Raw genomic sequence first — 12266 nt, 5'->3', positions numbered from 1 at the left:
ACAAGTTGGACGAAAGGCATAAAAAAGCAGATAACTGAAATCTCAGCTATCTGCTTAAAAAATAAAGTTTAAATTTAAGCTTGAGTTACATGAATCCGTAGCTCTTTTGGCAAACTAAATGTGATGTTTTCCTCACGACCATTTAATTCTTGTGGCGCGGTCGCACCCCAGTCCTGTAAACGTTGAATTACTTGCTTAATTAAAATCTCAGGTGCAGATGCCCCTGCTGTCACACCAATCTTATGATTTGAGTTAAACCATTCTTGCTGTAACTCATCTGCATTATCAATAAGATAAGCATGCTTGCCCATACGTTCAGCCAACTCACGTAAACGATTCGAATTTGATGAGTTTGGAGAGCCAACAACCAACACCACATCACATTGTGTGGCTAAATCTCGCACAGCATCTTGGCGATTTTGTGTGGCATAGCAAATATCATCTTTACGAGGCCCTTGAATTTGAGGGAATTTATTGCGTAAAGCATCAATCACTTTAGCAGTATCATCTATAGATAAGGTTGTTTGGGTCACAAAGGCTATTTTTTCAGGATGATGTACTGTTAATGAAGCAACATCATCTTCATCTTCAACCAAGTAAATTTCACCACCATTTTTTTTGTCATATTGCCCCATGGTACCTTCAACCTCAGGGTGACCTTCATGACCAATTAAAATTGCTTCAGTTCCTTCACGGGCATATTTCGTGACTTCAATATGTACTTTGGTGACCAATGGACAGGTTGCATCAAAGACTTTTAATCCACGGCGCTCTGCTTCTTGTTGAACTGCCTTAGATACGCCATGTGCACTAAAAATAACAATATTATCGTCAGGCACTTCATCCAACTCATCCACAAAAATTGCACCACGCTGACGTAGATCGTCAACCACAAATTTGTTGTGAACCACTTCATGACGTACATAAATAGGTGGATTAAAACATTCAAGCGCACGATTGACGATGGCAATTGCACGATCTACACCTGCACAAAATCCACGCGGATTAGCCAATACAATTTCCATAAAACCCTCAATGCTCACTTCAATGGTTGGATATATTTTATCGATTAAACACAAACAATGTGTAAAAACAGTTTTGTTTGTGTTCGCTCTACTCTAAAATAGAGAAGATATTTTATCATATCAGGAAAAATATCATGTCGGGTCTATTGTTTGTCGTTTCTGCGGCATCAGGAACAGGCAAAACATCTCTCGTTAAAGCGCTGCTTGAGCGTGTGAGCAATTTACACGTTTCTGTTTCACATACGACTCGTGGTCAGCGACCTGGCGAACTCGACGGTGTTCATTATCACTTTACCTCTAAAGAAAACTTTCTTGACCAAGTGAATCAAGGTGGTTTTATTGAATATGCAGAAGTTTTTGGTAATTATTATGGTACTGCGCAAACAACGGTAAGAGACCAATTGGCGAAAGGCCATGATGTGCTACTTGAGATCGATTGGCAAGGTGCAGAACAGGTTCGTAAACTTTTTCCTGAATCTAAACAAATTTTCATCCTCCCTCCTACTCAATTTGATTTACGTCAGCGTCTTTCAAATCGTGGTACAGACTCGGTTGAAGTCATTGAGCATCGTTTAAGTTGCGCGGTGGAAGACATGCAACAATATGTCAATTTTGAGTACATCATTATCAATGATGATTTCAATAAAGCGTTACATGATTTGGAATCTGTGATCAATGCCAACCGCTTAAAAATAGATCAACAGGCAAATCGTCATCAAGCTTTAATTACCAAACTGATTACACCCCAGTCTTAATCGTATTTCAATGCTTTCTAAATAAGCTTCGATTAAAACTTGAGTCTATAGTGAAAGCATTTTATACTGCACAGTCTATTTAAAAAATTTGTATTCAAACGAGAACTCTTATGGCACGCGTAACCGTTGAAGATTGTTTAGACCATGTGGACAACCGCTTTGAGCTTGTACTAGTGGCAAGCAAACGCGCGCGTCAATTGGCACGTCAAGGCATTGAACCGACTGTTGAGTGGGACAATGACAAGCCGACTGTTGTTGCATTACGTGAAATTGCGATTGGTCATGTGACTAAAGATATCTTGAAGCAACGTGATCAAGATTACCAAACGTCTAGTCTTGACCTTGCTTTATCAGCAAACAATCTTAATCTTGAAGGTTTTTCTTTCCAATAAGCTAAGCCTTTATAAAAAGCCTAGTTTTTCAACTAGGCTTTTTTATTTCAGTTATTTTGCAAAAAAAGTTTTGCTAATCAATCGACAAAATTCAAATTATTTGTTAAAAAAAATAGATATATTTGATGTCTAGAAATTGACAAGCGGCTCAATATGCTTTTCATTAAAGCATTAGGAAAAATATTTCAAATTTGTAATTTAAGATAGGTGTTCTATGCCAGGCCAACAGGTCAGCCAATCCAAGCAACAGTTGAATGTAATTATCGACGCTTACTTAAAACCAAGCGATGTCGAGCGAGTACTTGTGGCTTGTGATTATGCTGATATTGCGCATGATGGTATTACACGTAAAAGTGGTGAACCCTATATTTTACATCCGATTGCGGTGAGTTGTATTTTGGCACATATGCGTATGGATGCTGAAACACTCATGGCAGCACTATTACACGATGTGATTGAAGATACTGATTTCACCAAAGAAGATATCTCTGAAAAATTTGGTAAAACCGTGGCCGAATTGGTCGATGGTGTGACCAAACTCAGCCATTCCAGTGATAAAGAATATAATAAAGCAGCATCTTTTCGTAAGATTCTACAAGCCACCTTACAAGACCCACGTGTCATTATTATCAAACTCGCTGATCGTTATCATAATATGACAACACTGGGTGCTTTACGCCCAGATAAACGAGCACGAATTGCGCAAGAAACCTTTGATATTTTTGTTCCCATGGCACGCCTTGTCGGTATGAATGAGATGGCGGATAACTTAGAACATTTGTGTTATCAAAATCTCGATCTCGATATGTACAATGATGTACAAGAAAATTTACTCAAAACCAAACCAGAGCGCTGTAAATATCAATCTGTTTGGGAACAAAACTTAGCTGAACTGCTCAATAATTATAATATTCAAGGGCGCATCAAAAAGAAAAATAACAATATCGAACTATTACGCCACTTTGTAAAAAACGAAATTGACTTACAGGAACTCACCCACAGCCACGCTTTCGAAATTATTTTACAAAGCATTGCCGATTGTGACCGATTGGTTGATGCCTTACGAGAAAATTTCCAAGTCATCGATTATGAAGATCATATCCGTCGGCCATTACCAGGCGGAAACCAATCTTTGATGATCAAACTCAAAGGTGAGCGCACAACACTATCTTTAACCATTCAAACCGAGCTGATGCGCAAAGCAGCGCGCTTTGGGGTGGTTCTTGGTGAAAACGCTCCACAGGCATGTCGTTCAGCGATTCAAGCGTCGATGAAGAATTTAGATATTCTTGTCGGGGGAGAGTGTGCAAAGACTACATTTAGCGACCTCCTTGATTATCTACATCAAGAAAAAATCTGGGTCTATACACCACACGGACAGCTACATGAATTGCCTCAAGGTGCTACAGCAGTTGATTTTGCGTATTCAGCAAGTCTGTTTTTAGGTAACCATGCTGTTGGTGCTAAAATTAATGGTGAAATTAAACCCCTTTCAACACCTTTAGTCAGTGGTCAGGTGGTTGAAATTATTACCGATGTATTGGCAACACCAAATCCAGACTGGTTAAGTTTTATTAATACCCAAAAAGCACGTCGTGCGATTCAGAACATCTTGCGTGACCAAGATCCCGATGAACAACGTTTAGTGGGGCAACAAGCGCTTAACCGTGCTTTAAAATTATTTAGTCGCTCAACTAAAGACTTGTCTGAAGCTGATTGGAAGGATTTATTAGAGTGGCGCCACGTAACTAATAAAGACACCTTATTTGAACAAATTGCAGTCGGTGACCTACTACCGCAACTAGTCGCCAATCATTTATTTGCTCAATCCAAAACCACTGAGGAACACGCTTCTAAGCGCTTGATTCAAGGTACCGATGGTGTCGATGTTAAGTATGCGCACTGTTGTAACCCTGTATTGGGAGATCCAATTCAAGGACATTTATCTCGTCGTGGTTTAATTGTACATCGTGCACGTTGTCATAATTTATTGCATGAGCAACATTTACATCCAGAAAACATCATGTCTTTGCACTGGACGTCGGAAGAAGAAGACGATGTTAACTTCAATGCTTATTTGAGTATTGACCTTGTTTTAACTGATGAACAAATTTCAGAATTGATTTACTTATGTCGTAAAGCAAAAACTGGGGTTGAATCAGTCCGTTCTCATGAAGATAAAACTTATGTGAATATCGTGGTCAATAATCGTAAACAAATTGCGCAAATCATTCGTGAATTACGTATGCAATTTGGTTTTCCTCGAATTAGTCGGATGTCCATGCCCGTTTCAATTAACGAGGCGCTAAAAGCAAAAGCGTGCTAAATTAAGATCTGTAATGTTTATCGAGAGTCTTCGATGCACTTTGCATGCTATTCATCCTTTATGATGAAATGATTTGAAATCAAGGAGAAATCAATGTCCCGCCAAGTGATCCATACTGAAAATGCCCCTGCTGCAATTGGTACTTATTCACAAGCTATTTTAGTAGACAATACATTATATCTATCAGGGCAAATTGGCTTAGATCCGTATAGCATGGAGTTGGTTGAAGGCATTGAAGCGCAAATTCGACGGGTTTTTGATAATTTAAAAGCAGTGTGTGAAGCCGCAGGTGGTTCTTTAGCAGATATTGCAAAGCTCAATATTTTTCTGACTGATTTATCAAACTTTCAATTGGTTAATCAAATCATGGGCGAATATTTTGCTCAACCTTACCCTGCACGTGCAGCATTAGGTGTTGCATCATTACCTAAAAATGCGTTGGTTGAAATGGATGGCATTGTCATTATTCCTCAATAATAGCAGTCAAATATTAAACATTTGATTTTAAATAATTTAAAAAATAAAACTAAATACTACCGATCAGGTGGTATTTTTTTATTCAAAAAGCCAATAAAGATTAATGATATTTCAAATTAATTCCATTGACAAATGATAACAATTATCAATAATATTAGATATCGCATTTAACCTTAGGGTTGAGTTTCATGTACGTTTGTTTATGTCGTGGTATTACAGATCAAGATATCAAAGATGCAATGGCAAATGGTGCAGAGAGCTACCGTGAAGTACGTGAATTATTAGACTTAGGCACGTGCTGTGGTCGCTGTGCTCCTGAAGCAAAAAGCATTATCAATGAAGAGCTATCACTTATTGCAGCACGTATTTCTGTTGCCGCATAGTTTTAAATCCAAAGATTCAAGCATAAAAAGTTTATATAAATAACGACAATAAATAAGTTTTTTAATGATCCCCAGATCATTCTCCTCCCCCGCTTCGACTCAAGGCGGGTTCGTTTTTTAATCAATCTCTTTTAGCCAAAACGACATCCCTACTGTTTTTGATTGCGATTTTCATTTGCCGTTCCATAAACTACTCGTAACCCTCTAAAAAGTTGATTAATATAGAGCCATATCGAATTACCTTAATCATTAAATTTCAATGACTCAGTTTAAATTCACTTTAAGGTACACAATTAGAATGGAGTTTTAGCCATATGCAAGGCAATCGAGATGTAATTAATCAACTCAATCAAGTGCTTTACCATCACTTGACTGCGATTAACCAATACTTTCTACACTCGCGTATGTTTAATGATTGGGGAATCGAAAAACTTGGTTCGGCTGAATACAAAGAATCTATTCGCCAAATGAAGCATGCGGATAAGATCATTGAACGTATTCTTTTTTTAGAAGGCTTGCCTAATCTTCAACATTTAGGAAAGTTGTATATTGGTCAACATACGGTTGAAGTTTTAAACTGTGATGTACGTAAAGTAAAAGAAAACATAGATGCATTGAAAACAGCTGTTGAACTGGCTGAAAGCAACTTAGATTATGTGACTCGTGATCTTGTTCAAGAAATTCTTGAGAAAGAAGAAGAATTTTGGGATTGGACAACGACCCAACTAGATCTAAGTGAAAGTGTTGGTATAGAAAATTATATTCAAAGCCAACTCTAATTAATTTTTAAATATCACAAAAGAATCCCTCAATTGATTGGGGGATTTTTTATTTTATTTCAAAATGTAGCGATGCAAACACTACAGTCATCACAATTCACTTTTATGAAAGGGTATTATTTTCCTGCAACAGATACAGGTAATAGATCCTGATATGATTTCTCTTGCCCATGCAGTGTCTTTAGAATCCATAACTGATGTTCAGCTTCAGCTTTTTTACCATTAAAAGCCAAGACCTGTGCATATTTCTGAATATCATATGCCGAAGCTAAGTTTGCCACCATACGCCCCATATATTGCAACTGCTGATCCGACATTTTGCTATATGGATTTAGACCAATCCACCAGACACGTTCTTTAAATTGCGTCAGCAACAAAATATCTTGATTCATCACTGCTTGCTGTGAAGCACTTAACGGTGTTTTCTTATTTACGAATACACTTTGTTGGCGGTATAAAATATAGTCTCGATAAATCACTCCCACCAAGACCAAACCAATCACAATAATACTCACTGTAATCGAAGACTTTAAGTTCACTGTAGGCAAACGAGGATACTGAGCTTGGATGATCCCCAATAAAAAACCTAAAGGAAGTAAGAAATATGCATAGTGAATTGGGTATTCCAATAAAGCATGAATCAAAATAGCACAGACCATCAAACTTGCGGCAATTGAAACTGCATCTTTAATCCCTTTATTTAACCAATACAACCAACATGCGACATAAACAATAATCAATCCACCAATCGGAATACCATTCCAAATCAGTAAATCCAAAATCACGTTATGTGCTGTTTTATACCATTCATGTGATGGATATAAATCAAAAGCGGCGATTTGCGCCATCCCTGTTTGATTCCAACCGTACCCAAACCATGGCTTTTCTGAAATCGCAACGAGGGCTTGATTCCACATATCTAAACGGAGATAACCTGATGTTGCTCTCTCGACCACTGAATTTGCTTGTGCTACGTCTTGGGTTGATACAGATGCAATCCACTGATTCAGAATCGGCAAGCATGTAATCAACGCAATAAACACACCAGACCATGCGAGTAATTTGATAAACCCAAAGCGCTTAGTTTGACCGAATTGCTTAATGGTCAAATAAATCAATGTGAACAAACACACCACCCAAGCAGTTCGTGATTGAGTCAGCGCAATGGTGAATAGAAAAATAAAAGTGGATGGCCCGAGTATGTAATTTGGCAGTATCTTCTTTTCATAAAAATATAAACATGCAAATACCCCCATACACATAAACGTCGCCAGATTATTCGGCTGGGCAAAGTTTGCATAGGGACGATTACCATTGAGCAAATTGACCAATGGTCTAAAATATTCGTTTACGCCTAACCATTGGGTCATTGCAATAAAACTTGAAAGTATCGCCCCCGTAAAAACCACAAGACTAAATACTTTAAAGACTTGTTCTCTTTGACCTTTTTCACCTATTGCCAAGTTATAACCGACAACCAGCATCAACCAAAACATTGCAATATAGGCTGTGCAAAGCAACGCATTACTTAAATACAAAATCTCGCCAAAGCCCCATTGAATCAATGGAATCGCCAATACAGGCAATATAAGCAGTTGCGGTTTTGGAATTTTTAAGTCTTTATTTAGAAAAGCACTGAGCAACACCAAAGCAGATAGAAAAGTCAGTTCTTCACTACCAAAGGTTGTCCAAGGCATTTTATGGATCGGTAAAAGCCAAGCAAGTAAAAGCAAGACGGCTGAAAGAAGATAAGGAATGGCTTTCATATGAAAAGTGAACAGAAAAACTGAACCTATTATAGCGTTTCTAACATTTTTTGTTTAAGGAATGACTACATAGAATGCATTTTGTTTGAAATTTTATTTGAGATGGCTGTTATTTATTAAAATTCAAATCTGTATAAAATACAATCAGTTTATTTCACAAGCCACCTCATTATTAACATTGCAATTAATTGTGTTACCTGTCCCATTAATAGCCGTTGCAATCAGATTTGTGAGAGATAAGCTAGTTGGCGCCTCAAAATTACAATGCCTAAGCTCACTTATAGAAGGTAATTTTGTTAAACTTCCATTTTCAGATAATTTTTCAGAAACATATAATGATGCATAGAACTTCATTTCAGACAAACAAACTGCATCATTTGTTTTTTTTGTATAGTTCTCATACGCGGGAATTGCAATTGCAGCAAGAATACCAATAATCGCAATAACAATCATCAGTTCTATTAATGTAAAACCATTTATATTTTTCATAATAATAAATCATTAAGATTATTGTCTATAAAACAAAAGTAACATGAATATTTTAGAATAAATATAATTTTTATAAATTCTGATATTTTTGAAAAAAAATGTCGCTTTATAACATTAATTGTTAATTTATTATAATTCTCTGTAAAATTTAAGAAATTACATCTAATACATTCATTTACAAATAGCAATATATAAATTAAAAAAGTGTTTATCAAAAAAACCACATTTTTTTATAGGTAATAAGATAAAAATAAAGTTCAATAATAAAGTTAAATGACATATTTTTATTTCACCCATAAAGATAAACTTATTATTTTATTTTAAAAAAATTTACATCACAATCGAAATTATAACATTTTATACAAGTATATCTTAAATAATATCAGATTTAACAAGTATTCTCTTAAAATACAGTTATGATTTATTTTAGTTTACTAAAAACAAGAGATGTAATTTTCTATTAATTAAAATTATGTCATTAAATCAATCAATATAATTCACATTATATAGTAAAAAATTATATTTAAGATATGATAAAAATTAAAAAAAGGTACCGAAGTACCTTTTTAAATATATAACAATATTATGGCGCAATTGTACAAGCAGCGCTCGTACCTACAGCACATGTAATACTTTTATTTGTTCCTTTTTTAGCAGTAGCAGTTAATGTATTTTCAGTTAAAGCAGTAGGAGCAGTAAATGTACAATGTGTTAAAGTAGTATCAGCTGGTAAGTTCGTTATAGAACCACTTTCAGCAATTTTTTCCGCAACAAATAAACCTGAATAAGATTTCATTTCTGATAAACAAGATGCGTCATTTGCTTTTTGTGTATAACTTTGATAAGCAGGAATCGCAATCGCAGCAAGAATACCGATAATTGCAACAACGATCATTAATTCAATCAGGGTAAAACCTTTTTGAGCATTCATAACATTTCTCCAATGTTTTAAAAATTTTTATAGCTTTTGAGCAATTTATATGGCTGTTCTTTTTTGTGGAAAAAATCAACAACCAGTCGAGACTCTTTGATTTTAGAGAGAATGTAATGCTTTACAAGGTTTTTTTTACTGCTTATATTTTTACGTAATTAAACGTAAAAAAGTGACATTTATTGTCACCGAGAATAAAATTAATTCACAATGATTGGATTGTTTGATAATTCATTTACATTATCAATTTGACTATATTTATCCCCGTAAAATAAATTTAAAATTTGACCAATTTCTAAAACACCATTACTCACTGCAGTTCGATAATTTTTGTTTTTCAGTTCAGCAATCATCACATCACAAATCTGTTGCCACGTTTGCTGTGTAGTAGCTTGATAAATACCACGATCTATCACAATTTCGACTGTCTTTTCACACAAGTTTAAATACAGCAATACACCACTATTATACTCAGTATCCCACACGCCCAATTCAGCAAACAATTGTTGTGCCCTTAACCGTGTATTTTGATGATAAGCCTGATGACTTGGAATATGCCCCTCGATCACCACTTGTATTTCACCGACATGGCCTTCTTCTGCTTGCTTCACCGTTTGTGCAATTGCATGCTGATCTTGCTTTGAAAAATAGCGTTTCGAGGCAGGCATATATAAAACGTGCTTTAACCAACGTTTAAAGCTCGGTTGTACCTGTTCCTGTAACTTCGGTTCAGTCACAATTGCTGTTGTATCTGTTTTTGTTACCATGAGCCTGATGCTCCTCCACCGCCGAAACCACCACCGCCGCCACTATAGCCTCCCCCACCGCCAAAACCACCACCTCCACTGCTTCCACCACGCCCACCACTAGATAAGAACATTTGGAAAATCAGTTGTGCCAGTGATGTAATCAACAAAAAGAATATACCAAAACCCAAAACTAAGCTCATTACAATCCCTGAGCCATAAATAAGTCCTGCAGCGGTTGCTGTTACTCCTGCAACAGCCGCGCTTAAACGATTGCCCACAATAAATGATGCAAAGATACCAATCACCAAAATCACCATAGCTGTGGTCAAGGTTCGATCCTTGGCTTCTTGTTCTTGCAACGCTTGGTTTTGGCGCTCTTTTAGCTCATCTGCGGCTTGTTTGGCAATTTCAGGGTCAAGGTTTAAAATACGCTCAACTTCATTGACACCCGCCTGTAAACCCTGAGCATATTGTCCTTGCTTAAAGTCCGGTGTGATCTGATTGCGTATAATCCGACTGGCCACAATGTCGGGGAGTACACCCTCCAAACCGTAGCCTGTTGCAATATGGATTTTATGATCATTGACTGCAACAGCAATCAATAAACCATTGTCTTGTTTTGCTGAACCTAACTTCCATTGCTCAGCAACCCGCATAGCAAAATCAAAAATACCTTCTTGCCCTGTGGTTGGAACAATGATAATCCCAATTTGTGCTTTACCTTGGCGATAAATATCACGAATTTGTTGTTCTAAATTTTGCTTTTCAGCTGCAGATAAAACATTCGCTTGATCAACGACAGGCTGGTTTAATGTGGGAATATTTCGAGCACTTTCACCCTCTGCCATATCATTGGCAACTTGTGGTAAATCTTTTGAGGAAGTTTGAGGTGCTTGCTGTGTGGTAGGTGTTTGTTTTTGAGCATCTGTGGGTTTTGAGCCGATCACATTGGGCAAATTGGTATTGGGTACAACTTTACCCAAAACAATTGCGTCTTGTACCTCTTGCTCATCTGTGGCTGTCGCTGTTTCAGCCCAAACACTCGATTGAACAGAAAGCATCAGTCCAAAAAATACAAATAATATTGTACTCATGTTTTTCATTACTGATTTTTCTCGCCATTCAATCATAGTTCACCTTTTATTGAATAATGAAAAATATTCCCACTATCTTTTATCTCAAGCGTTAAAGACAGAGAAATAAAATCACATCATTAATTAAAATTAACTGTTGGCGCTTTCGATGCACCTGCTTCAGCACTAAAGTTCGGTTTAGCTTTCATACCAATCACTTTAGCAGTCATTGCCTGAGGGAATTGACGCACATAGGTATTGTAATCTTGAACAGATGCAACATAACGTGTCCGTGCAGTACTAATACGGTTTTCAGTCCCTTCCAATTGAACCTGTAAATCACGGAATTGTTCATTGGCTTTTAAATCTGGATAATTTTCTGTCACCGCTAAAAGACGTGATAATGCACCTGTCATTTGTGATTGTGCTTCTTGATATTTTTTAAACAATTCAGGATCGTTCAATACTTCTTTGTCTACTTTTAAACCTGCGACATTGGCACGTGCCTCAGTCACCTCAGTTAAAACTTTTTCTTCGTGGGTTGCATAACCTTTAACCACATTCACCAAGTTAGGGACTAGATCTGCACGACGTTGATATTGGTTTTCAACTTCAGACCATGCCGCATTTACAGACTCATCTTTAGCTTGCAAAGTGTTATAGCCACAACCTGAAAAAGCTAAGGTGCTTGCCAGTGTAAGTGCAACTAAACCTTTTTTCATTGAATTCATTGCCAATTCCTCAAAGATATTTATTTGTATTTGTTGATATCTCTGCATTCTATACAGTTTAAGGCAAAGTTTTGTTTAATTTCTGCTACCTAGCCAAAGACGAGACAATTAAATTTTTGCATGTTTGATAGAAATTGCTGAAGAATGCTTTAAACCAAAACCTTTTTAAATGTTTAAAATTATCTAGACCTGACTAAATTCACTTTGCATTGCTATCGCCCAAAAACTCTGCGCGTTGATCAAGCTGATCTAGTGTTTTACTCATGAAATTATAATCTGATCATCAGCAGATAAATTTTTAGCTTTATTTTTTTATTTTTATTTAAATTATTCATTTAGAGTTTAAACATCTTTTAAAGATACAAAAAAGCCACCCTCAGGTGGCTTATT

13 protein-coding genes are annotated in these 12266 nt (G+C 36.5%); 6 read left to right on the top strand and 7 right to left on the bottom strand.

The window, feature by feature from the left end:
- Window positions 1-74 precede the first annotated feature (74 nt).
- Window positions 75-1025 (bottom strand): 4-hydroxy-3-methylbut-2-enyl diphosphate reductase, encoded by a 951-nt coding sequence (ispH, locus tag AC4CUY_RS00790; RefSeq protein WP_419358995.1) that lies wholly within the window; start codon window positions 1023-1025, stop codon window positions 75-77.
- Between the two features lie 134 nt (window positions 1026-1159).
- Between ispH and gmk the strand changes: the two genes are divergently transcribed.
- From gmk to bfr, 6 genes are all read left to right on the top strand, one after another.
- Window positions 1160-1780 carry a guanylate kinase gene (gmk, locus tag AC4CUY_RS00785; RefSeq protein ID WP_336952290.1) on the top strand — a complete coding sequence of 207 codons (621 nt, stop codon included), beginning with the start codon at window positions 1160-1162 and terminating at the stop codon, window positions 1778-1780.
- Between the two features lie 110 nt (window positions 1781-1890).
- Complete coding sequence (gene rpoZ, locus AC4CUY_RS00780; RefSeq protein WP_004718302.1) at window positions 1891-2172, top strand: DNA-directed RNA polymerase subunit omega; 282 nt, start codon at window positions 1891-1893, stop codon at window positions 2170-2172.
- 214 nt (window positions 2173-2386) lie between these two features.
- A complete protein-coding gene (locus tag AC4CUY_RS00775; protein ID WP_490773552.1) occupies window positions 2387-4498 on the top strand; it encodes a RelA/SpoT family protein in 2112 nt (703 codons plus the stop codon).
- Window positions 4499-4591: 93 nt separating this feature from the next.
- On the top strand, window positions 4592-4975 hold the full coding sequence (locus AC4CUY_RS00770) for a RidA family protein (RefSeq protein ID WP_004718306.1): 384 nt from the start codon (window positions 4592-4594) through the stop codon (window positions 4973-4975).
- 188 nt (window positions 4976-5163) lie between these two features.
- Window positions 5164-5358, top strand: coding sequence for a bacterioferritin-associated ferredoxin (locus AC4CUY_RS00765; RefSeq protein ID WP_004718308.1), 195 nt, complete (start codon window positions 5164-5166; stop codon window positions 5356-5358).
- Window positions 5359-5672: 314 nt separating this feature from the next.
- Window positions 5673-6137 (top strand): heteropolymeric bacterioferritin subunit Bfr, encoded by a 465-nt coding sequence (gene bfr, locus AC4CUY_RS00760; RefSeq protein WP_336952292.1) that lies wholly within the window; start codon window positions 5673-5675, stop codon window positions 6135-6137.
- A 116-nt stretch (window positions 6138-6253) separates the two neighbouring features.
- Here bfr and AC4CUY_RS00755 read toward each other — a convergent pair whose 3' ends face one another.
- From AC4CUY_RS00755 to AC4CUY_RS00730, 6 genes are all read right to left on the bottom strand, one after another.
- The gene (locus tag AC4CUY_RS00755; protein WP_490773551.1) at window positions 6254-7903 is read right to left on the bottom strand and encodes a PglL family O-oligosaccharyltransferase; all 1650 of its coding nucleotides are present in this window, start codon (window positions 7901-7903) and stop codon (window positions 6254-6256) included.
- Window positions 7904-8047: 144 nt separating this feature from the next.
- Window positions 8048-8392, bottom strand: a complete 345-nt coding sequence (locus tag AC4CUY_RS00750) for a prepilin-type N-terminal cleavage/methylation domain-containing protein (RefSeq protein ID WP_419359002.1) — start codon at window positions 8390-8392, stop codon at window positions 8048-8050.
- Window positions 8393-8975: 583 nt separating this feature from the next.
- Window positions 8976-9323: a type IV pilin protein gene (locus tag AC4CUY_RS00745; RefSeq protein WP_419359004.1), complete on the bottom strand. Its 348-nt coding sequence runs from the start codon at window positions 9321-9323 to the stop codon at window positions 8976-8978.
- A 200-nt stretch (window positions 9324-9523) separates the two neighbouring features.
- Entirely contained in the window at window positions 9524-10090 is a 567-nt protein-coding gene (locus AC4CUY_RS00740) for a TPM domain-containing protein (RefSeq protein ID WP_419359006.1), read from the bottom strand.
- Window positions 10084-11166, bottom strand: a complete 1083-nt coding sequence (locus AC4CUY_RS00735) for a TPM domain-containing protein (protein ID WP_419359008.1) — start codon at window positions 11164-11166, stop codon at window positions 10084-10086. Before AC4CUY_RS00735 ends, AC4CUY_RS00740 begins: the two co-directional genes overlap by 7 nt.
- 119 nt (window positions 11167-11285) lie before the next feature.
- The gene (locus AC4CUY_RS00730) at window positions 11286-11876 is read right to left on the bottom strand and encodes a LemA family protein (protein ID WP_151802279.1); all 591 of its coding nucleotides are present in this window, start codon (window positions 11874-11876) and stop codon (window positions 11286-11288) included.
- Between the last annotated feature and the right edge of the window lie 390 nt (window positions 11877-12266).

The sequence above is a fragment of the Acinetobacter sp. 778_lipA genome, from assembly GCF_058242985.1.
This window is presented reverse-complemented; position numbering and strand designations above follow the sequence as displayed.

Excerpts from the sequence above, each read along its gene's own strand:
- AC4CUY_RS00735 (WP_419359008.1), bottom strand. The coding sequence starts at position 11,166 with ATGAGTACAATATTATTTGTATTTTTTGGACTGATGCTTTCTGTTCAA.
- AC4CUY_RS00765 (WP_004718308.1), top strand. The coding sequence starts at position 5,164 with ATGTACGTTTGTTTATGTCGTGGTATTACAGATCAAGATATCAAAGAT.
- gmk (WP_336952290.1), top strand. The coding sequence starts at position 1,160 with ATGTCGGGTCTATTGTTTGTCGTTTCTGCGGCATCAGGAACAGGCAAA.
- bfr (WP_336952292.1), top strand. The coding sequence starts at position 5,673 with ATGCAAGGCAATCGAGATGTAATTAATCAACTCAATCAAGTGCTTTAC.
- AC4CUY_RS00775 (WP_490773552.1), top strand. The coding sequence starts at position 2,387 with ATGCCAGGCCAACAGGTCAGCCAATCCAAGCAACAGTTGAATGTAATT.
- AC4CUY_RS00730 (WP_151802279.1), bottom strand. The coding sequence starts at position 11,876 with ATGAATTCAATGAAAAAAGGTTTAGTTGCACTTACACTGGCAAGCACC.
- AC4CUY_RS00770 (WP_004718306.1), top strand. The coding sequence starts at position 4,592 with ATGTCCCGCCAAGTGATCCATACTGAAAATGCCCCTGCTGCAATTGGT.
- AC4CUY_RS00755 (WP_490773551.1), bottom strand. The coding sequence starts at position 7,903 with ATGAAAGCCATTCCTTATCTTCTTTCAGCCGTCTTGCTTTTACTTGCT.
- AC4CUY_RS00745 (WP_419359004.1), bottom strand. The coding sequence starts at position 9,323 with ATGAATGCTCAAAAAGGTTTTACCCTGATTGAATTAATGATCGTTGTT.
- ispH (WP_419358995.1), bottom strand. The coding sequence starts at position 1,025 with ATGGAAATTGTATTGGCTAATCCGCGTGGATTTTGTGCAGGTGTAGAT.
- AC4CUY_RS00740 (WP_419359006.1), bottom strand. The coding sequence starts at position 10,090 with ATGGTAACAAAAACAGATACAACAGCAATTGTGACTGAACCGAAGTTA.
- rpoZ (WP_004718302.1), top strand. The coding sequence starts at position 1,891 with ATGGCACGCGTAACCGTTGAAGATTGTTTAGACCATGTGGACAACCGC.
- AC4CUY_RS00750 (WP_419359002.1), bottom strand. The coding sequence starts at position 8,392 with ATGAAAAATATAAATGGTTTTACATTAATAGAACTGATGATTGTTATT.